The sequence below is a fragment of the Sporosarcina koreensis genome, from assembly GCF_001531445.1.
In the GTDB taxonomy this organism is placed as follows: domain Bacteria; phylum Bacillota; class Bacilli; order Bacillales_A; family Planococcaceae; genus Sporosarcina; species Sporosarcina koreensis_C.
In genome coordinates, this window is sequence record NZ_LQYA01000001.1 from 13,270 (window position 1) to 33,940 (window position 20,671).

The window sequence follows — 20,671 nt, forward strand, 5'->3', positions numbered from 1 at the left end:
CATCGCATGCGCCTGTTTTACAACGGCATCAATGCAGTCGTCCGATACACAAAAACAAATCCATCATACCGGCTACCGACTCTTGATGACACATAGTTCCCGTACGCTTCAAACTCCGGGTTATAGACGACCCCGATGGCACGATGCCCGATCCATCCATTGAATAAATGACGGTTTTTTTCCGTGAATAAAATTACTTGATCCTCCGCTTTTGCCGCATGCATCTGCCCTTCCCATGAGTTGAATTTGGCTGGAGGGACAGCCATCCTTTCATAAGGCTCTCCCCAGCTTTCGCCGGCAATGACGGTTCCTTCATACGTGCCGAAGCCGATGGCAAACGTATCCTCCCTGCCATATTTTTCGCGGATAAGCTGACCGACGTTGATCATTTTATGGTCTGCCATCGATGTTTCCGACGCATCGCCGACATGGGTGTTATGCTCCCAGATGATGATTTTTGCATCATCGCCATGGTAGTTCAAAATCTCTTCGATTGCCTCCACCATATGCAAATCGCGTATATTCCACGAAATGGCATCGTCATGCATCATGGCGCGATAATACGATTCCGCGTTTTTCGCAACCAATGCATTCATCGTCATATTCAAGTCCTTCTCCTGCTCGTTTGAATAAAGATCTTCGTGACTACGGATCGTCGTCAGCAAACTAGAGACCTCGCTTATGCATTCATCCGTGAAATGAGCGGTCGACAGCGCATAATGCTCCGGCATCCGATTATACGGCTCGAAACAGGAAAATGCCTTTTTCGCCAACTCCAAATCGGCTTTAAACTGAGGATTTTCTCTAAGAAATCGCAGTAGTTCATCGATCGATTCATACAAGCTATACATATCGATGCCGTAAAATCCTGTTTTATCAGCTGCGTCCTTTCCGTCATTTTCACCTTTCAACCACTCGATGAGCTCTGCCACTTCTTCATTCGCCCACATCCACGACGGCCAGCGATTAAAGGATTGTTTCAACAATTGCCGAGCGGATTTCCCTTCTTCGTCAAACCCTTTCACATAGCGATTGATCGCCTGGGCGGATGGCCAATCGCCTTCTACCGCAATGTTGGTGAAACCTTTTTCCTGAATGAGGCGTTTGGATAATGCCGCGCGAGTTTTGTAAAATTCCGAAGTCCCATGTGTCGCTTCACCGAGCAGGACAATTCGGGCATCCCCAATTGCGTCTAGTACTGTATCAAGTGCTTGATCATCTAACGGGAAAGCATGCTCTTGTATAGCAGACATTAATCTTTTCGACAAATCAATCCCCTCCTCTGTTGATAGCATACCCATGGCGGCCGGATGGAAACCGGGGGAGTTTTCATTGCAGTGCAAAATGGTTTTCACCGACTTGCCCGGGTTTTTCACCGACTTGTGAGTGTTTACCACCGACTCTCGCGAATTTACCACCGATTCACAACAATTTGAGGTATTTCGCAATGAACCATCGCACTTTTCAAGGCGATTTTTAGTCCCCAAAGTGTTTATGACCGTTCAGAAAAAGTTTATCACCACTCAGACGCAATTTATCACCACTTAGAAGGAGTTTATCACCACTTAGAAGGAGTTTATCACCACTTAGAAGGAGTTTATCACCACTTAACGGACTGTTATCACCACTCGAATAGTGTTTATCACCACTCGACCAACATTCTTCACAAAAAACAACTATCCACAAAAGACGGTTGCCTAAAACTTCTATTGATCCACAACTTCAAATGTCACTTCTTCATTACCTTGCAAAATCTTAAATACTCACACCTTCTTTTCCACATCATATGAGATGTCTTTAATCACCATTAGAGCGTCAAGAGACTTCCCTCCGAACTCATCCAACGCTTTCACAACAGCTTGCGACTCCGACAGCACAGCGCCGATCGGCTTATAATCCGGCAATACTTCCACAAACTTCGCACTTCCTTGCGCAGGATACGATTCTAAAATCCCTCCGGACGCCTCCACATTCACACGCTGCCCGACTTTCAACTCGCCCGCCTCAGGGAAACTGTAATAGGTAGCATCCTCACTTCCTCCCACGACAAGAATCCTCTTTTCCTCGATGGACAGGATGAAGCCACCTTCCTCAACTGGAGAATCTGTGAATGTTTCTTCCGGCCAGATAATGCTCGATTCTTCTGGCTTCGCAACCATTTTTCCCTCTTGTGTGAAATGGAAAGTATGGTCCGGAAATTGCTTCTTCAACTCTTCTTGCTGCTCGGGTTTCAGAAAATCATGGGTGATTTCAATATCGCTTGTCACTGTGTTAGCAGATAACCCAAACGATGCTCGCCCGTGTTCCATCCCTTTCAAAACTTCCAAGACGTCCTCCTGCAAGTCATACAATTCCTGTTGTGTATGCGGACTGCGGAAAATATAGATTGGTTCCGCTACAATTTCACCGGCATCCACTCTAGGCTGCAGCATATCAAGCAACTTTTGAACGCGCTCATCGGGTTCTTTTACGCCGATCCATATGCCTGATTGCTCCGCGCCATCCCGTTGATTTTCAAAGAAAAGAATGCCCTCCTCTTCAAAATTCCCATAAACCTCTTCCACCGACTCGATTGCAGCCGGCCCTTCAATCGCTTGTACCGCCAGATCCTCCTTCAATTCCGTTGTTGGCTCTCCAAATTCAGGGTAATCTTCTAGCGCCTCGATCGCCTTCTCCCGTTCAGGAGACGGATCCACTGTTTGCTTCAACTCCGCAATAATTTCGCGCCCACTTACCTTTTTCAACGTCTTCCATCCACTATCTTCAACCGCACCATTTTGCGTGGATTCACCTGTTCCGCATCCGCCTAACAATAAAGCAGCAACTAACAAATTTAATAATTTATATTTCATTCCAAAACCTCCCACTTATGAAGTTAGACGGATGAATCGTGTTAAAGTTACGACAATTACCCATTGACACCCTTCCTCCGATTTGATACATTCAACTACAATATCGATGACGAAGAGAGTAATGGGTCATCACTTCTGTAGCGAGCCGGGGTTGGTGTGAGCCTGGCGGAGTGGATTCGTGAAGCGCACTTCGGAGATGCTTTTCTGAATGAAGTAGGAGAAGCCGGTGTCTCGCCGTTAGGAGAAAGGGGCCTCTATCCATACATGACAGAGGCAATTTGAGTGGTACCGCGGAACAAGCTTTCGTCTCATTTATTGAGATTGAAGGCTTTTTATTTTACGTAAAAAGGGGTTCGTGCACATGAAAAAGGACATTTTGCAAGCTCTACAAACAGTCAGCCCAATCCAATTGGAAGAGCATATGTTGGAACGGCCGGCAAATTCAAAGTTAGGCGATTTTGCTTTGCCTTGTTTTCCGTTCGCAAAAGTTTTACGAAAATCGCCCGTCACTATCGCGGAAGAAATCGCGGGGTCATTAACACATCCTTCCATCCGTAAAGCGAAAGCCGTCAATGGGTATGTGAATATTTTCCTAAATCGCGGTGAAATTACCGACAATCTCTTGCATAAAATTTTGAATCAATCCGCCGCTTACGGTTCGTCAAATGAAGGCAATAGCGGTGTCGTGACGATTGATTTATCATCTCCAAACATTGCAAAGCCGTTTTCCATGGGCCATCTTCGCTCAACGGTCATCGGGAATTCCATCTCTTTATTGCTTGAAAAAAATGGCTACCAGCCCGTGAAAATCAATTACATCGGTGATTGGGGCACACAATTCGGGAAGTTGCTTACCGCGTACCGGAAATGGGGCATCGAGAAGGATGTCCGTCAAGCACCAATTGAAACTTTGCTGAAACTTTACATCCGTTTCCACGAAGAAGCGGAGGTCGATCCTTCTTTAAACGATGAAGGTCGCGCTGCATTCAAGGCCCTTGAAGACGGAGATGTCGATGCACTTGCCCTTTGGGAATGGTTCAAAACCGAGTCGTTGAAGGAGTTCCAACGGATTTATGATCTACTCGGGGTTACCTTCGACTCGTATAACGGCGAAGCCTATTACAACGACAAAATGGAACCTGTCGTCCAGGAACTCGAAGACAAAGGCCTATTGGTCGAATCGGAGGGCGCCATGGTTGTAGAGTTGGAAGAAAGCATACCTCCATGTCTTATCAAGAAATCAGATGGCGCGACATTGTACGCAACACGCGATTTGGCAGCTGCCCTCGACCGGAAACGAACATACGATTTCGTCAAATCCATTTATGTCGTCGGAAATGAACAAAGCCTCCACTTTACGCAAGTGAAGCAAGTGCTTGGCAAAATGGGGCATGACTGGGCAAATGACATCGTACATGTGCCATTCGGGCTCATCTTGCAAGGCGGCAAGAAGATGTCGACGCGGAAAGGCAAGATTGTCTTGCTTGAGGAAGTATTGAAAGATGCAATTGAACTTGCACAAAAAAACATCAAGGAGAAGAACCCGACACTTGCCAATCAATCCGAAGTCGCTGAAGCCGTCGGTGTCGGCGCCATCCTCTTCAGTGACTTGAAGCAGCACCGGAAGCATGATATCGAATTCAACTTAGAGACAATGCTGCAAGTCGAAGGCGAAACCGGTCCGTATGTGCAATACGCCAATGCGCGGGCACACTCGATTTTGCGCAAAGCGCAGGTCTCCAAAACGTTCGCGATTAACGAAGTGAACGATTACGAATGGGAAACGGTCAAGCTGCTCGAACAATTTCCGCAGACTGTCAAACGGGCTGCCGACGAATTGGACCCTTCCCTTATTGCGAAGTATGCGGTCGACCTCTCCCAAGCGTTCAACTCGTTTTACGGGAATGTGCAAGTGTTGACCGATCATGCTAGCTTACCTTATCGCTCGGCACTCATCGAAAGCGTTACAATCGTCTTGACGGAATCGATGAGACTGTTGGGTATGAAAGCTCCACAAGAAATGTGAAATTGGAGGGCGGCAGCGAAAAATCGGCTCCTAAAAAAACAAACGTAAAAAAGCAATCGTCCACCAAAATGGCGGGACGATTGCTTCACTTTACAGTAATTTAAATCTCTCAACGATCAATTGCAATTCATTTGCGATATTTTTCATTCGTGTCGTCGAATCGGCCACCCGTTCCAATTCGCTTTGCTGGGTAATAGACGAAGCGCTCACTTGTTCAGCAGATGCGGCTGTCTCCTCTGAAACGGCCGACACACTTTGAATGGATGTCATCACTTGATCTTTGTGTTCCAGCATTTCGGATAATTCAGCCGTCAACTCTTTGATTGACTCGCTCATCCGCTCTGTCAGTTCCGCGTTTTCCATAAAGGAAGACTCGGTGCCTGTGACAGATTTGTTTTGTCCATCCATCAATTGAAGATTGGATTCAATCACTGCGGACGTCTGTTTGGATTCCGTGATGATCTCTTGGACAGTCTGTTGAATCACTTCCGTTTCAACTCTTGACTGTTCCGCAAGCTTCCGCACTTCCTCCGCGACAACGGCAAACCCTTTGCCATGTTCACCGGCACGTGCCGCTTCAATGCTCGCATTCAAAGCAAGAAGATTCGTCTGTCCAGTAATGCTTTGAATGGATGCGATTACTTGATCGATTGCTGCAATTTTCGTCGAGAGCGCATCCATTTGCTGTTGGACTCTCGTATTCATCTCATTTGCTGTTTCATTATGTTCCCGCAAGCTTTGAACTTCCATTATTCCTTTTTCCGTAGAGGCAACTGTTTGTTTAGATAACGCGTCCATGCTATTAGCCAGATTGGAAAGCGTAGTAATTTGCTCCGCTAATTCAGTCATCCGGCTACTCGTTTCTTCCGTGTCTTCCGATTGAGTGGAAGCTCCCTGCGCGATTTCATTTGTCGCCAATGCCACTTCCTCGCTGGATGCCACAATTTCTTCAAAGGCGTGGTGGACATGCGCAGTAGACTCACTTAATTCATTTGTAGAAGAGCGCACTGCACTCATCGCTTCGTTCGTTTGGCGCAGCATATGATTATAAGCGTTCGTGACGGCGCCGATTTCATCGTTGCGGATATATTTCTCGTCAACGTATTGCGTTATGTCGCCAGTCGCTGCTGTTTCAATGGAACGCTGTAAATAAGAAAGTGGTTTCAGCTGTTTGAAGATAAATCCTGATGTCGCCCCTGCCATGAGCACAACAATTATAATCGCTGAAATCACTGTTACCAATAAAATCTTATTGAAAGTGGCAAGAATTGTAGACCGTGGCAATACGGTTTGCACAGTCCATACATCATCTATATTATCCAGCATGATTGGCGCGAAAGTATTGAAGGTCTTCTCATTCAAAGTTTGGGAGTCCTCGTAAAATGTGCCGACCTCTCCACGATGCAATTGCACTTTCATACTTTCCCAATCCATCGAATCTCTCATATCTATCCCGATCATTTCCTGTTTCAAACTATTCGCCGTCAAAATTCCGGCCTCCGTTATAATCGAGGAATATCCGCCTTCCGGTTGAATGGATGTCACCAAATCATTGAGGAAGTCGATAGATAGATCTGCTGCTAACACACCAAAAATCTCGCCCGACTCAGTCATGAGCGGAACAGCCATCGTTGTCATTAATATTGAATTTCCGCCACCTGCATCATATACGTGAGGTTCAGTCAGATGAGCCCGCTTTTCGCTTTTCGGAATCGCATACCAATCCCCATCTCCCTGGACATCGTAACCCACAAGCCCTCTTAGATCGATACTGTCGCCTTCTTTGTAAAAATAAGGGATAAATCGATTGGATGAATCCACTAACTCTTTATTCGCCTGCTCATCCAGTGGAATAAAACCATCCTCGAAGATGGCGGCCATACCTATTGCATCGGGGTTCTTTTTTAGAATATTAGTAACGACACTGATAATCTCATCAGTTGTTAGCTTCCCCTGCGCCTGAAGTGTTTCGAACATATATTTCGTAGTATGCAGCATTTCGTTCGTTTTCCCGAATCGATTACTTATTTTCACGGCATTCAACTGTGTATCTTCTATCGCATACTTTTCAGCATCCGACACGGTTTGTCCATATAAAATCGTACTTGTCGTTGCCGTATAGGCAATGAACAGCAATAAAAACAGCCCGATAATCAACGCAGACAGCTTCCAAGTGATACTCCTATGTTTCTTCACCAACAATACCTCCTGCAGTACTATAATGATAGAATTATAGCAAACTTACCTATAATTAAATATACCTACTTAATACTAAACTAAAGTTTCATATTTCAAAAAACGAACATAAAAACGACGGCTTGCCAACACGGACAATGCCATCGCCTTTACATTATTTTTCATCCTTCCAACAGTCAGCACCCTTCAATCCTGGTTCTGCTTTGTAAACCGGATTCTTCCCTTCCTTCCGCTGTCTCGTAAAATCATCCAGCACACGGAAAGCGATGTTCCCAAGAAGAAGGATGACGAGGAGGTTAATGATTGCCATAAGACCCATGAACAGGTCCGCCATACTCCAAACAACCTCGACTTTCGCGAGAGCACCGAACATGACCATGCCCAAAACTACAATTCGGTAAAGTGTCATCCACGTCTTATGCGCGTTGATGAATTCGATATTCGTTTCTCCGTAATAGTAATTCCCGACAATCGAGCTGAAGGCGAAGAACATGATTGCCACCGCCACGAAGTAAGGCGCCCAAGAACCAACATGAACGGCCATCGAAGCTTGCGTTAGCAATATGCCGCTCTCTTCCCCTTTGTCGTATAGACCTGCAAGAATGATAATGAAAGCGGTCGCCGAACAAATGATAATCGTATCGAAAAATACGCCAAGACTTTGGACAAGCCCTTGCTTCGCAGGATGCGAGACATTCGCCGTCGCCGCCGCGTTCGGCACACTTCCCATCCCTGCCTCATTCGAGAATAAGCCACGCCGGATCCCTTGCATCATAGCAGCTCCGACTCCGCCGCCGGCCATTTCTTTAATGCCGAAAGCATGCTCGAAAATCAATGCAATCATCGCAGGAACTTCCGAAATATTAATGAAAACGACAAACAATGCAATTAGAATATAAAAGGTTGCCATGATCGGAACAATCGCCTGCGTCACTTTTACAATCCGTTGCACTCCGCCGAAGATGATAATCGCCGTCAAAATGACAAGCAGCAAGCCGACAGCCCAATACGGAATATTGAACACGTCATTGAACGATTGACTGATCGTGTTCGATTGCACCGAGTTGAAAATGAAACCAAAACACATCGTTAGGAGAATCGCGAAAACGATACCTAGCTTCCGAAGGCCTAGCGCCTTCTCCATGTAATACGCCGGCCCTCCGCGGAATGCATCCCCGTCGCGCACTTTATACACTTGCGCAAGCGTGCTTTCCACGAACGCCGTCGCCATCCCGATGACGGCAATCACCCACATCCAGAAAACGGCACCCGGTCCGCCGATTCCGATCGCCAATGCAACACCAGTTACGTTCCCAGTTCCAACCCTGGAAGCCGCACTGATCGTAAACGCCTGGAACGCCGAAATGCCATGGTCGCTTCCCTTCTTCTCAACGATGAGACGGAACATCTCCCCGAAAAGACGGATTTGGACAAATTTCGTGCGAAAGGTAAAATAAAGGCCAATAACAAGCAAAAGACCAATTAATATGTACGTCCAAATAAAATCATTCGCCGGTCCGACGAGCCATTCCAATGCGGCCAACCCTACCACTCCTTCTCAATCATAGTAACTTACTTACTATCCATACCCTGCCACGCAAAAAACTCACATTTCAAATAGAAAAAACCGCTGAGCCAACATGGACTCAAACGGTCTAGAAGCTGGCGACCAATTTTAGTGCCGCCGCTTCAGGAGTTTTTTTCGATTTGACTATTCTATCATCAACACGCCATTTTGCAACCCATTTTTTTAAAAAACCGCCGAAACTCGTCGGAGAATGTTGGTTATCACCGATTCGGATGAGTTTACCACCGCTGCTCGGGACATTACCACCGATTCGGACCGGGTGACTGTCGTTTGTCTATAATTTGTTCCATTGCCCTACGGTTTCCCTTAAATTACATTACGTAAGGTGGTTATCACCGCTTGTTGGCTGGTTATCACCGTTCAAGGGTTCTTTATCACCGCTTGGACAAGCGTTATCACCGTTCGATCAGAATTTCCCACAAAAATGCCATTATAGCGCAGCCTTCACCGTTTTACGATAATACCCGACCGTCAGGAATGCGAACACAAGATAAATGAGCGCGTAGATGCCCATAGCGATGGATGCAGGCAACGTAATATCAGACATGAACAAGAATGAGGCTGCTTTTATCGCAAAAATCGAGTGCAGCAAACCAATCAACAACGGTAAGCCGAAGACGAACACTTGCTTACGAACGATCCCTCGCATAATATCTTGCACGGTAAAGCCCAATTGGCGCAATGTTGCGTAGGTGCTTCTCTCCTGCTCTGCCTCCGTCATTTGCTTGAAGTATAGAATGCTGCCCGTTGAAATGAGGAATACAAGTCCAAGGAAGCCAGAGATGAAGATTAACAAACCGCTATCCTCCATCGCTGAGACATATTGAGAATAGTAAGCATATCCAAATTTATTATTTTCCTTATTGATGCGCTTAAAGATGGCGGTTGCCTCGGCTAGCTGATCTCGATCTTGTACATTTATTGCATAGGCATTTGCAATGCGCGAACTGCTTTCATCATTAAGAAATTGCGCTTTTAATTCTTTATAAAACTCACCATTTACAACGATTTGTGTACCTAAAAGTGGATTCAACACATTCCCTTCGCCCACCTTCGTAATCCGCATGTTCAACTCGGTATTAGCATCTGACATCTTTACGTTGAAAGGGACTGCCACTGTTTTCATCTGCCAATAGAGTGTCGCGTCATAATAGTAAGCCGTACCGGAATCCGGAACTTCGAAGTCCATTCCCGCCCGCTGCAATTGTTCTCCATTCACGATATTTGCCGGAAACGTTTCAGGAATTAATTTTGTCAAAGTTCCCTCTTCAAAAAAGCGTCCGTCCAATCGCAGAACTTCTATCGGCGTGTACGTATAAGAAATGTTTTGATTATCCAGTTCGCCGACGAATCTCTCGAGCGTCGCCTCCCCATCTTCATTCCGAAAATCATGTAACATGAAGTCGAACGGTAAAATAAGCCGTGTTTCCTTATCCGTCGAATAGTAAAGGGAATACATACCCGCCAACATCGTCAATGTCATCGCGGATAATACGGTAATGATCGTCAATGAGTTCGCATTGCCTTTCATCCGATGCATAAGCGGCGCCAGCGACAAACTGTTGTATAGCCCAAGATGGCCTTGCTTCCTTTTGCGGATTTGATAAAGCAGCCAGCTGATTGCCACCCGGAACAATAAATAGGTGCCCAGAATTGTCGTAGCCAAAACGACAATCATATTAATGAAAAGCAAAGCATTCATCATATGACCGGACAGCCAGTATCCGAAGGCGATGAGTGCTATCCCTAAAATTGAAAGAAAGGCTGATCTGAATGCTTTCGGCTTTTTCGGATGCTCACCCTTCTTATCAGCATTGAATAACCCAAGCAAAGTGTTACGGTAAACTGCCACGATCATTTGAATCGATGTGAGAATAATGATTCCAAGGAAAACAATCACTGTCTGGATGACTGCAACCGTCGAAAACTCCACTTCGATAAATCCATCAAATCCGACAAGCTTCATTAACAACAATAAAAATACACGTGACACAAGAATTCCTATGCCAATCCCAATGGCTAATGCTCCAGCGCTCAGCAAAGAGTTTTCGATAATCAACAGACGTGATACAGAGCCTTTCGTCAATCCAATTAATTGATACAGTCCAATTTCACGGCTTCTTCTTTTTAGGAAAATCGCGTTCGCATAGACAATAAATATTCCTGCAATGAATAGCAACAGTATTCCCGCTGCTTTGAATCCCGCACCCATGCTGCCGCCAGATCTCTCAACAACTGACGGATCATGCTGCAATGTCGCAAAGACGAAGTACAGGACGACACTTAAAATGAGCGCGAAAAAGTATAAGTAGTAATGCTTAATGTTTTTCCGCATGCTGCGGATGACGAGGTCAAAGAGCGTCAACGCTGTCACCCCCGAGGACACCTTGCACCTTCAGGATTTCCTGGAAGAAGGCCTGTCTCGTTTTATCGCCGCGGTACAGCTCCGAGTAAATATTACCGTCTTTCAGGAATACAACTCGGCTGCAGTAGCTCGATGCGACGGGGTCATGCGTCACCATCATGATCGTAACGCCGCGTTCTTTATTGACATCTTCCAAAGTCCCTAATAAGGATGACGCCGATTTCGAGTCAAGCGCGCCGGTCGGTTCATCCGCAAACACCATGGACGGCTTATTGATGAGCGCTCGTGCTGCGGAAGTCCGCTGTTTCTGCCCACCTGAAATTTCATGCGGATATTTATCCGCCAACTCTTTGATGCCCAATATATCGGCGATCGTTTTGAATTGGTCCTCTGCGACACGCTTTTTCATTTTTCCAAGAGAAACCGGCAAGAGAATATTTTCTTTCACTGTCAATGTGTCGAGAAGATTATAATCTTGGAAGATGAAGCCTAATTTGTCTCGCCTGAATGCAGATAGCTCACGGTCTTTCATCTTCGAAATATCAGCATCTCCAATGAGGATTGAGCCTTCCGTCGTGCGGTCAATCGTCGCAAGGACATTCAACAACGTCGTTTTTCCGGCACCCGAAGCACCCATGATTCCGACGAACTCCCCTTCCATCACACGCAGGTCGATCCCCTTCAATACTTGCTGCACATTGCCCCGCGTGCCGTACGATTTCCGGATATTTTGAGCATGCAAAACTGTTTTATGTTGGTCCATCATTGTACCCTCCCTGTTTGCTATACCCTTATCTTACTGTGTGAACTTCTTCCGGTCGTTTGATTTAGATGACAAACAGGTCGGTTAATGTGACATTATTGTCACGTTCGTGTGGCGTCAAACTCATTTTCCGTGGAAAACGTCATGTTCATCGTCGTTCCTTTGTTTATTTCGGAGTGTGCAGATAGGGTAATCCCAATTTTCAAAGCAACTTGCTGGGCAAGATACAACCCGAGTCCTGTCGCCGCGTTATGCAGCCTTCCCGTGCCCCCGGTGAACCCTTTATCGAAAACACGGGGAAGATCGTGAGCCGGGATTCCCGGACCTTCGTCTTTTATGGATAAAACCGGATGTCCTCCAGGTGTCTGGTGTACCGTCATACAGATGGTGCCCCCGTCTGGACTATATTTCACCGCATTCGTCAACAATTGGCGGATGATGAAGCGGCACCATTTGCTGTCCGTTATCACTTTCATGGCCTCGCCTTCGATTTCCACGGCGATATTTTTCTCGATGCACCATGAACGTAGCTCGCGGATTTCGGGAGTCATTAGCTGATGGGCATCGGTTTGTTCCAATACATAATCCGTTCCAAGCGACGGCAAACGTGATATATAAAGCTGCCGGTCAATCAGCAAATGGACACGCAGCCAATCGGACTCGATTTTCCGGATGGCCTCGTCTTGTCGATTCGCATCAATCATCATTTTCATCGAGGTGAGCGGCGCTTTCACCTCATGCACCCACGCCGCCGTATAATCACTTTCCATAAGGTTTACGGCTTTCATTTCCGACAGCTTTTTCAAATGATCATTTGCCACTTGCCGCAACAGATCATTCGTCGTCTCGTCCCTCGTGAAGAGTGGCTCCGGCAACCCCTCCTGCCAATCCCTAGAAGGATCTTCAGAAATACGAAGAAGCTCTTTCGTGAATTGCACCTCTTTTTTATAACGCCAGATAAGGAATAAAATGAAAATGGCGATCAAAAGCATATTGAGGTAAAGTAAAGAGCTCAACCTCATCGACAGACCTTTATCAATCCAAATCAGGGCGTCTGTCAACACGAGTGATACAGCGAATATCAGTATCCAGCTTTTCATATCCTTTACATACGCAATGAACATCGAATCCCCCCTACAGGCTGACCGCCATATACCCCATGCCTTTTTTTGTGAGAATCGCGTCACCAAGTCCGATGTCCGCAAGCTTTTGGCGCAGCCGCGTCACATTGACCGTCAACGTATTGTCGTTGACGAACCGCTCATCATCCCACAATTTGCGAATCAACTCGTCACGCGACACGATTTCATCCTTCGCTTGAACGAGCACCACCAAGATGAAAAACTCATTTTTCGTCAACTCCACTTCATTGCCATCGAGCCGAATGACTCCTCGCTTCATATCGATCATTGCACCATTCCATTCAAGAACGTCCGCCGCCTCATCCGCCGTATACGCATACGTTCGCCGCAGCGTCGCCTGGATCTTCGCAAGAAGGACATCCGTATGGAACGGCTTCTGCACATAATCATCCGCCCCCATATTCATCGCCATCACCATATCCATCGGATGATCCCGCGACGACAAAAAGATGATTGGCACCTTCGAAACCGCGCGGATCTCCCGGCACCAATGGAACCCGTCATACGCAGGAAGCTGGATATCGAGTATGACAAGATGCGGTTTTGTGTCAATAAAAGACTTCATCACATCATGAAAATCCTCCGGCCCCGACACATGAAGCGACCACTGGCCAAGCCGCTCTTTAAGTGAATTGAAAATCGCTGAATCATCCTCGACGATAAAAATATTCATCTCCATATCCGCTGCACGTCCTTTCTTACGCTTATTATAATGGTGCGAGGCTGGGATGGAAAAGATTATCACTGGGTGGCAGTGGTTTACCACCGATGCGCGGGAGTTTACCACCGTTGCTCAGGCCGTTACCACCGACTTTGGCGGGTTTACCACCGACTCTTGGGGCATTACCACCGACTCGCCAGTTTTCAGCAATTCACCTACAGATGAGACCTATATACCACCCTCCACTTCTACTAATAACCTACTGAAAAGTCGAAATTTCAAAACTTTCACCTCCGATGTATGTTATACTTATTACTGAGACATCGCTCCTGGCCAACCAGGCAGTATAAATGTCTTCTTTTTTTTAGCCGTTGTTTTATATTTTCATCCCAAATTCAACGAAATACAGTTTTGTAAAAAAACATAGGAGGATTTTATGCTTAAGTTTGAAAACGTAAGTAAAGTGTATGATGACGGGTTCAAGGCTGTTGATTCTATCAGCTTCGAGATTCCGAAAGGTGAGCTGCTTGTTCTCATCGGTCCGAGTGGCTCAGGTAAGTCAACAACGATGAAAATGATCAATCGGATGGAACCGCATACAAGCGGGAAGATTTCGATTAACGGCAAAGATAATAATTCGTATGTCGCTTCTGAGTTGCGGAGAGGAATTGGCTATGTGATCCAGCAGATCGGTTTATTCCCCCACTATACGATCGAAAAAAACATCGCCATTGTTCCCCAATTGAACGGGTGGAGCCCGGATAAAATTAAACCTCGAGTTACCGAATTGTTGGAATTGGTCGGGCTGGATCCCAAAATCTATGCAAACCGCTATCCGAAAGAACTTTCCGGAGGCCAACAGCAACGCGTCGGAATCGCCCGCGCACTTGCATCCGATCCCGAAGTCATTTTAATGGATGAGCCGTTCAGTGCGTTGGACCCGCTTACCAGAGAGCAGTTGCAAGGTGAGCTCATTTCATTGCAGAAAAAACTGAATAAGACAATCATTTTCGTTACTCACGACATGGACGAGGCACTCAAAATGGGTGACCGAATTGCAATTATGAAAGACGGCAAGCTCCTTCAGTTGGACACTCCAGAGAATTTACTTCATGAACCTGCCCACGGTTTTGTCGAGGAGTTCATTGGCAAGCATCGAATTATCCAAAATCCTGAGCTGATGCCGGTCATTGACATTATGTCCGAATCGGTCATCACATCACTTCCTCAAAGTTCTCCCGAAAAGGCAATCTCACTTATCCGCCAGAGGAAAATCACTGATCTCATCATCGTGGATGAATCAAAAGCCTTGCTAGGCATCGTGTCCGCTTATGATGTCATCAAGAAAGTGAACAACATCCGAACGATTGAAGAAATCATGCAGCCGATCGGACACTTCTTGCAAGACACCGCTTCCGCAAGAGACGCCATCATCATGATGGATGAATCTCCATTTGGCCTGATTCCTATCGTGGATGAAAAGCAAAAGGTTATCGGTCTCGTAACACGCGGTTCATTGCTATCCGCATTGTCCAGCCAATGGACGGAAACGGAGGAGGTCGTCATATGAACAATTTATCCATCTGGCAACAATTGACCGAACAATCGCAAATGCGCTGGAGAGAAGTTCTTGAAGCGACATCCGTCCATATCCAACTCGTATTTTTCTCAATGTTGATCGCCATCATTCTAGGCGTTTCACTCGGCATCCTTGTCACCCGGGTTCCCCAACTGACGACACTCGTACTTGGGGGCGCAGGCGTCATGCAGACCATTCCAAGCCTCGCCTTGCTTGGATTCATGATTCCCATCTTTGGCATCGGCGTGAAAACAGCGATCGCTGCTCTTTTCCTTTATTCACTGCTGCCAATTGCCCGGAATACGTATGCGGGAATCAATGACGTTGACCCGGCTACGCGGGAAGCTGCCAAGGGAATGGGAATGACGAGCATGCAAATCCTTTTCAAAGTGGAGCTGCCACTCGCGATTCCCGTCATCATGGCTGGAATCCGGACAGCCGCAGTCATAAACGTCGGAAATGCTACCCTCGCCGCATTCATCGGTGCAGGCGGACTCGGGGATTTCATTTTCCTCGGAATCACACGAGGCATTGACGGACTAATCCTGCTTGGCGCAATCCCTGCCGCACTGCTAGCCATCATTCTGGAAGTGTTCTTCAGCTCGGTTGAGCGCTGGACAACGCCGAAAGGATTGAAAGCATAATGAAAAAAACATTTATTTCATTGCTGCTTATCGCAGTTGTCGCAAGCATGCTCACTGGCTGCATATTCATTGAAAAAGACTCATTGACGCTCGGTTCACGGAACAATACAGAAAGCATCATTTTATCCCACGTCATGGGACAGTTAATTGAGAATAAAACAGATATTAAGGTCATTTATAAAGAAAACCTCGGCGGCTCAAACGTCGTATGGAACGCAATGCTGAACGGCAATATTGACGTCGTTCCCGATTATACGGGAACAATCGTCGTCAACTATTACCACGAAGAGCCAGGCAACGCCGAGGAGACACTGGAATTGACAAGACGCCTCGTCGCCGAAGACGGCATCATCGCCTTCAACACGTTCGGCTTCAATAACACATACACCCTCGCGTTGGACGAATCAAAAGCGGAAGAACTCGGCGTCGTCACATTCAGCGACTTCGCTGCTTATTCCGAAGACTTCACACTAGGCGCGGTCTTCGAATTCATCGACCGGCCCGACGGACTGCCCGGCTTCCAGAAGGAATATGGGTTGAAATTCAAAAATGTCAAAGGCATGGATCACGGCATCATGTACCGCTCGATCAATGCTGGCGAAGTCGACGTCATCAACTCCTACACGACGGACGGCCAGCTGCAGGAATTCGACTTGCGCGTATTGGAAGACGACAAATCCTACTTCCCTCCGTACCACGCGCTACCGCTTGTGCGGAATGAAACGTTGCAGGAGTACCCTGAAATTGAAGAGGTGCTGAAGCAGTTAGAAGGCATGATCGACGAAGAAGCGATGCAAAAAATGAACGCCAAAGTCGACAACGACGGCATGATGGTCGAAAGAGTTGCGGAGGAATTTTTGATGGAAGTTGGGTTGATTAAGGTGGAGTGAGTTGTTAGCGCCTCCGCTAAACAACTGGTTATCACCACTCGGCACGTAGTTATCACCACTTGTAGCAGCTTTATCACCACTTAGACGGGTGTTATCACCACTCAGACTACCTTTATCACCACTTAGCAAATTTCCAACAAAAAAGCGCACGATTATGTGCGCTTTTTCTGATATGACGGTAACCACATCATATAAGTTCGATTGCGATTGGCCCCTTCTGTATGTAAATTCATCTCCCGAAGCAGCCGATTTGCATTTTGCTGTCTTTCGAGATGAAGAAATGCCCTGCAATCTTTATTCATCATTTTTCCGCCAAACAGTAAAAACCAGTCTCTGATTGCTTGTTTGTGCGCTTTCTCGGATCGGGATCCACAATTCATGCATTCCCATTTCCGTTTATGCCAAGTCATCCCTAAGATGCCACACTCCGGACAAATCACACCTGTCCGAATGTCACTTCGTCGAATAGAATAAGCTTCACAAATAGGAGAAGGAATGAAAGGGCGATGGCCGCTGTTGAGCTGCGTTAAAAGGGAAGCAAACGTTTCATCATCCAACAATGGGGAGGTTGTTGGGAGTTTGCGGATAAATGTGGGGACCGCACTTGGGAATAACATAGGGGTATTCGTGTCGAATACTTTGATGCGCTGCTTTGCATACGCCAGCACAACAGCGCCGTACACTGGCAACGATAGATTTCGGCTATACAGCCAGTCTTGAAACAGTTCACAATTACTTTCCAATTGGGCGATCGGGCTTTTGAACCCGCTCACCTGTCCGGTTTCCAACGTGCGGATCAACTGCGGCGGGTTTTCTGTCACCGTCAATTCGCCGGCGATGTTCTTCACTTCAAACAAAACCGCATACCATGGAGTGATGATCAGAGAGTCAATTTGGAAATGGGTGCTGGACAGTAACGATAGATCGTGAAAAATCCCATGCTTCATTGAAAAAGCATAGTTCTCAAACATCTTGTCCAATTCCTGCTCGCCGCCAAATCCGGCCTTGACCGCCGCATGCTTCGAACGCAAAGCAGGAATCGCTTCATGATGGCTTGGCAATCGCCTAATCGCCGCCTCCAGTCCTTCCAACAAGAGTGGTGCTTGCCTTTCTTTATGAATAAATAGTATCAGCTCCTCTTCTTTTATTCCGCTATTTACTAGTTTAGCATATTAGTCTCACTGTTCAATTAAACTGTAAATACTCCCACACATTTCCGAACGGATCTCGGAAACTAATATATTTGCCTGGCGGGCAGTCGGTCGGTTCCCCGATGATCAATTCCACATCATGTTCTTTGAGCGTTGCAAGGGATCGATGGATATCATCACTTTTCAACGTCAGCACAACTCCTGAAGACGCTTTATCATATTCCGTATTCTCCATTTCCTCCAAAACGATTGGCAACTCCCCGTGGACAAGCGTTACAATTTTCGAGCCATACTCTTTATTCACCTCAAAGCCCAAAACCCCCGTGTAAAATTCAACCGCCTCTTTCATATCCGGTACATAAATGCTAATTACACAAACTTGCGTCATACTTCTTCCTCCTTCCTTTCCCCTATGTACATATCAATCATTCTCCGTAAAAACCTCATCGATTGATCTTCCACATCAATCTGCAATCGAATCCACTCATACTCCCGTTCAAGCAATCGGCTTATCTGCACAACCGCCTGCGCATGCTTGTCAGGAGTGATGAACTCCACTATAACCGTCAACTCCTCTACAACGGAATCCGGCAATGATCCCTCGATCGCCTTCAACCCCAACTTCGCGCGTTCCGGTACATATCGATAAAGCAGCACCCTTCCTAAATGATGCATGACATTCGTCAGCATCTTAACCGCCCAAATGTCATTTCCTCGTGCAGCAGTTTTCGAGTATTGGAATAAAAACCAGCCAACATCCATGACATCATCCCGATACTCCGCCTCCGTCAGCGCCAGCCCTTGCATCTTCATAAATTCATCCATTAACCTCTCCGGATCATACAGCACCTTGAAATGGTCGCCGCCAACAAACGTTTCCTTCGTCACCGTGAATAAATCGATATGTAACAAATCGTCAAACACAGCTATAATCTGAGGAGCTACAATGAAAATATCATCCATTAATATGATGTCGCGATACGCCTGCAAATGTTCCACCCGGCTCTCCAGGAATTCTTTCTTATCCTCCTCGTTCACCAAGCAATACAAATCGACGTCCGAATGCGCATCATGCTCTCCTCTCCCCATTGATCCTTTCAGAAAGATTGCTTGTACATGCGGATCCTCCTTCAAACTAGCAACAATCTTTTCAACAGCCAACTCCTGCGGTAACATATTCATCCCCCTTACTTGTACACAACTACGTACTCCTCATAATCCAGCACTTCAATTACTTCAGACCAATGCAGCACCGTCCCGACAAAATCCCGAATATCAAGGCCCGGCATCTCGTACGTTTCATCTGTATTTGCAGTCCCTGTAGCGTCCTCAATGAATGTCACTTTATAACCGCGGTCGAAAGCAGAAATCGCCGTAAACATACAGCAAAACTCAGTATTGAAGCCAGTAATGAATACATGATCCACTTCCAATTTCTCTAACAAACCCGCCAATTCAGTTTTGAAAAATGAACTCGGCGTCTGCTTTTCCACTACAACTTCCGCGAACCCTTTAATGGATGAATGTAATTCAGAACCTACTGAGCCCCTATAAAGCGGACTTTCCTTTTCATCATCGAAATGTCTAATGAAAATAACCGGCTTCCCTGCCCCTTTAAAGTCCTCGATTATATTTGTAATCAAGCCTAATTCAGCACCAAAATCACCGGATTCAACAATCCCATTTTGTACGTCAATTACTAACAAAACTTCCATACTCACACCCCTTATTAAAGATAGTTTCTATACCCACGAGCAATTTTCCTTTATTTCAGTTAAATAAATTCAACCACCCCGGATAATCGAATTGTTCATCGGATATCTTAATGAAATTGCCGAATGCGCTGTTTCCGCATGATTCATCCAACAAAGGGTATTCTAATCCGTTAGGAGGGTGATGAAAATGACATCATTTTGCCCAGAAAGTTGGCCGGAGGACCCGACACCGGAGAGCCAGTTGAACTGCGAGGAATGTGGACTTTATCGACAAGGAACGCGGATGATCTGGGGAGAAGGGAATCCGAACGCACCCATTATGGTGATTCTCGATAATCCAGGCGCCCGTGAAGACGGTGAAGGAAACCCGTTTGTTTGCGGTACGCGGCAGACTTTGCAGCAAGCTGTTCATGAGGTCGGATTGGATAAAGAACTGATCTATGTAACGTACATTTTAAAAAGAAGGCCCATCCGAAAATACGATAAAGAAAGGACCCGTGAAATCTGCATGCACCGCCATCTGGATGAACAGCTTAAACGGCAGAAACCCGAACTCATTATCTGTATGGGCAATGTGGCCGTACAATCCTTTTTCGATAATGCGGAAGTCGATGTAAAAGGATTGCGGGGCAGCTGGCATGATGTGAAGGGCTATCGGTCCACTGTCGCTTACCATCCGCTAGCCGTCAGACGCCGCCCAAATTTGTATAAGTTATTTTTAGAGGATTTCATGCTAGTGAAGTCTGAAATTGAAAATAAATCCAATGCTTAACCCTGTTTTGTCCCGAAAGTTGGACAGAATGGATGAAGACTCTATTCTTATACGTACCAAAATAGAGTCTTCACCACTTCCTATTAAATTGTCATATCTTCTTGCTACTGCGTTTGTTCCAAAAGCTTTGCCGCTAAATATTTTCGCGCTTCGGCAGTCAAGATCTGCAGACAAACATCTTCTTCCTGCCGTTTAAACTCGACAAACATACCACTTAAGTTTTCATGTACAGAATGGATCTTAAAGCCACTGGCTAAATAGCCATCGACTTGTTTCATTTCATCCAAACTTAACAAGTGATCCGACATACAAACACCCCGCTTTTCT

The 20,671-nt window shown here is 46.2% G+C and carries 19 protein-coding genes and 1 other annotated feature; of the genes, 6 read left to right on the forward strand and 13 right to left on the reverse strand.

Going from position 1 to position 20,671, the window contains the following annotated elements:
- Window positions 1-17 precede the first annotated feature (17 nt).
- On the reverse strand, window positions 18-1,268 hold the full coding sequence (locus AWV70_RS00070; RefSeq protein WP_082713392.1) for an erythromycin esterase family protein: 1,251 nt from the start codon (window positions 1,266-1,268) through the stop codon (window positions 18-20).
- Window positions 1,269-1,763: 495 nt separating this feature from the next.
- On the reverse strand, window positions 1,764-2,852 hold the full coding sequence (locus AWV70_RS00075) for a DUF3221 domain-containing protein (RefSeq protein ID WP_060203045.1): 1,089 nt from the start codon (window positions 2,850-2,852) through the stop codon (window positions 1,764-1,766).
- Window positions 2,853-2,949: 97 nt separating this feature from the next.
- Window positions 2,950-3,166, forward strand: a binding site (T-box leader).
- Between the two features lie 47 nt (window positions 3,167-3,213).
- On the opposite strand from AWV70_RS00075, the gene argS reads away from it, so the two are divergent.
- Window positions 3,214-4,878, forward strand: a complete 1,665-nt coding sequence (gene argS, locus AWV70_RS00080; RefSeq protein ID WP_060203048.1) for an arginine--tRNA ligase — start codon at window positions 3,214-3,216, stop codon at window positions 4,876-4,878.
- A gap of 90 nt (window positions 4,879-4,968) precedes the next feature.
- Here the strand turns inward: argS and AWV70_RS00085 are convergent, their stop codons facing one another.
- The 6 genes from AWV70_RS00085 to AWV70_RS00110 all read right to left on the reverse strand — a co-directional run bounded on the left by AWV70_RS00085 (window position 4,969) and on the right by AWV70_RS00110 (window position 13,611).
- Complete coding sequence (locus AWV70_RS00085) at window positions 4,969-7,074, reverse strand: methyl-accepting chemotaxis protein (RefSeq protein ID WP_060203050.1); 2,106 nt, start codon at window positions 7,072-7,074, stop codon at window positions 4,969-4,971.
- A 154-nt stretch (window positions 7,075-7,228) separates the two neighbouring features.
- Window positions 7,229-8,617: an alanine/glycine:cation symporter family protein gene (locus AWV70_RS00090; RefSeq protein WP_153009865.1), complete on the reverse strand. Its 1,389-nt coding sequence runs from the start codon at window positions 8,615-8,617 to the stop codon at window positions 7,229-7,231.
- A gap of 475 nt (window positions 8,618-9,092) precedes the next feature.
- Window positions 9,093-11,036 (reverse strand): ABC transporter permease, encoded by a 1,944-nt coding sequence (locus tag AWV70_RS00095; protein WP_235588490.1) that lies wholly within the window; start codon window positions 11,034-11,036, stop codon window positions 9,093-9,095.
- Window positions 11,014-11,790, reverse strand: coding sequence for an ABC transporter ATP-binding protein (locus tag AWV70_RS00100; RefSeq protein WP_153009866.1), 777 nt, complete (start codon window positions 11,788-11,790; stop codon window positions 11,014-11,016). The genes AWV70_RS00095 and AWV70_RS00100 overlap by 23 nt, the downstream gene beginning before the upstream one ends.
- Window positions 11,791-11,891: 101 nt before the next feature.
- Window positions 11,892-12,914 (reverse strand): sensor histidine kinase, encoded by a 1,023-nt coding sequence (locus tag AWV70_RS00105; RefSeq protein WP_060203055.1) that lies wholly within the window; start codon window positions 12,912-12,914, stop codon window positions 11,892-11,894.
- 10 nt (window positions 12,915-12,924) lie between these two features.
- Window positions 12,925-13,611: a response regulator transcription factor gene (locus tag AWV70_RS00110; RefSeq protein WP_276525624.1), complete on the reverse strand. Its 687-nt coding sequence runs from the start codon at window positions 13,609-13,611 to the stop codon at window positions 12,925-12,927.
- 49 nt (window positions 13,612-13,660) lie between these two features.
- On the opposite strand from AWV70_RS00110, the gene AWV70_RS23325 reads away from it, so the two are divergent.
- The 4 genes from AWV70_RS23325 (at window position 13,661) to AWV70_RS00125 (ending at window position 16,706) form a co-directional block, all read left to right on the forward strand.
- Window positions 13,661-13,912: a hypothetical protein gene (locus AWV70_RS23325; protein ID WP_153009867.1), complete on the forward strand. Its 252-nt coding sequence runs from the start codon at window positions 13,661-13,663 to the stop codon at window positions 13,910-13,912.
- 117 nt (window positions 13,913-14,029) lie between these two features.
- The gene (locus tag AWV70_RS00115) at window positions 14,030-15,163 is read left to right on the forward strand and encodes a betaine/proline/choline family ABC transporter ATP-binding protein (RefSeq protein WP_060203057.1); all 1,134 of its coding nucleotides are present in this window, start codon (window positions 14,030-14,032) and stop codon (window positions 15,161-15,163) included.
- A complete protein-coding gene (locus tag AWV70_RS00120) occupies window positions 15,160-15,816 on the forward strand; it encodes an ABC transporter permease (protein ID WP_060203059.1) in 657 nt (218 codons plus the stop codon). The genes AWV70_RS00115 and AWV70_RS00120 overlap by 4 nt, the downstream gene beginning before the upstream one ends.
- The gene (locus tag AWV70_RS00125) at window positions 15,816-16,706 is read left to right on the forward strand and encodes a glycine betaine ABC transporter substrate-binding protein (protein WP_060203061.1); all 891 of its coding nucleotides are present in this window, start codon (window positions 15,816-15,818) and stop codon (window positions 16,704-16,706) included. The genes AWV70_RS00120 and AWV70_RS00125 overlap by 1 nt, the downstream gene beginning before the upstream one ends.
- A 152-nt stretch (window positions 16,707-16,858) precedes the next feature.
- On the opposite strand, the gene AWV70_RS00130 is transcribed toward AWV70_RS00125, so the two are convergent.
- The 4 genes from AWV70_RS00130 to AWV70_RS00145 all read right to left on the reverse strand — a co-directional run bounded on the left by AWV70_RS00130 (window position 16,859) and on the right by AWV70_RS00145 (window position 19,572).
- The gene (locus AWV70_RS00130) at window positions 16,859-17,800 is read right to left on the reverse strand and encodes a nuclease-related domain-containing protein (RefSeq protein WP_235588491.1); all 942 of its coding nucleotides are present in this window, start codon (window positions 17,798-17,800) and stop codon (window positions 16,859-16,861) included.
- Between the two features lie 91 nt (window positions 17,801-17,891).
- The gene (locus AWV70_RS00135) at window positions 17,892-18,245 is read right to left on the reverse strand and encodes a VOC family protein (RefSeq protein ID WP_060203063.1); all 354 of its coding nucleotides are present in this window, start codon (window positions 18,243-18,245) and stop codon (window positions 17,892-17,894) included.
- Window positions 18,242-19,039: a nucleotidyltransferase domain-containing protein gene (locus tag AWV70_RS00140; RefSeq protein ID WP_235588492.1), complete on the reverse strand. Its 798-nt coding sequence runs from the start codon at window positions 19,037-19,039 to the stop codon at window positions 18,242-18,244. The genes AWV70_RS00135 and AWV70_RS00140 overlap by 4 nt, the downstream gene beginning before the upstream one ends.
- A 5-nt stretch (window positions 19,040-19,044) precedes the next feature.
- On the reverse strand, window positions 19,045-19,572 hold the full coding sequence (locus tag AWV70_RS00145; protein WP_060203068.1) for an isochorismatase family protein: 528 nt from the start codon (window positions 19,570-19,572) through the stop codon (window positions 19,045-19,047).
- A 187-nt stretch (window positions 19,573-19,759) separates the two neighbouring features.
- Between AWV70_RS00145 and AWV70_RS00150 the strand changes: the two genes are divergently transcribed.
- Window positions 19,760-20,344, forward strand: coding sequence for a uracil-DNA glycosylase (locus tag AWV70_RS00150; RefSeq protein ID WP_060203070.1), 585 nt, complete (start codon window positions 19,760-19,762; stop codon window positions 20,342-20,344).
- Window positions 20,345-20,448: 104 nt separating this feature from the next.
- On the opposite strand, the gene AWV70_RS00155 is transcribed toward AWV70_RS00150, so the two are convergent.
- Entirely contained in the window at window positions 20,449-20,652 is a 204-nt protein-coding gene (locus AWV70_RS00155; protein ID WP_060203073.1) for a hypothetical protein, read from the reverse strand.
- Window positions 20,653-20,671 lie beyond the last annotated feature (19 nt).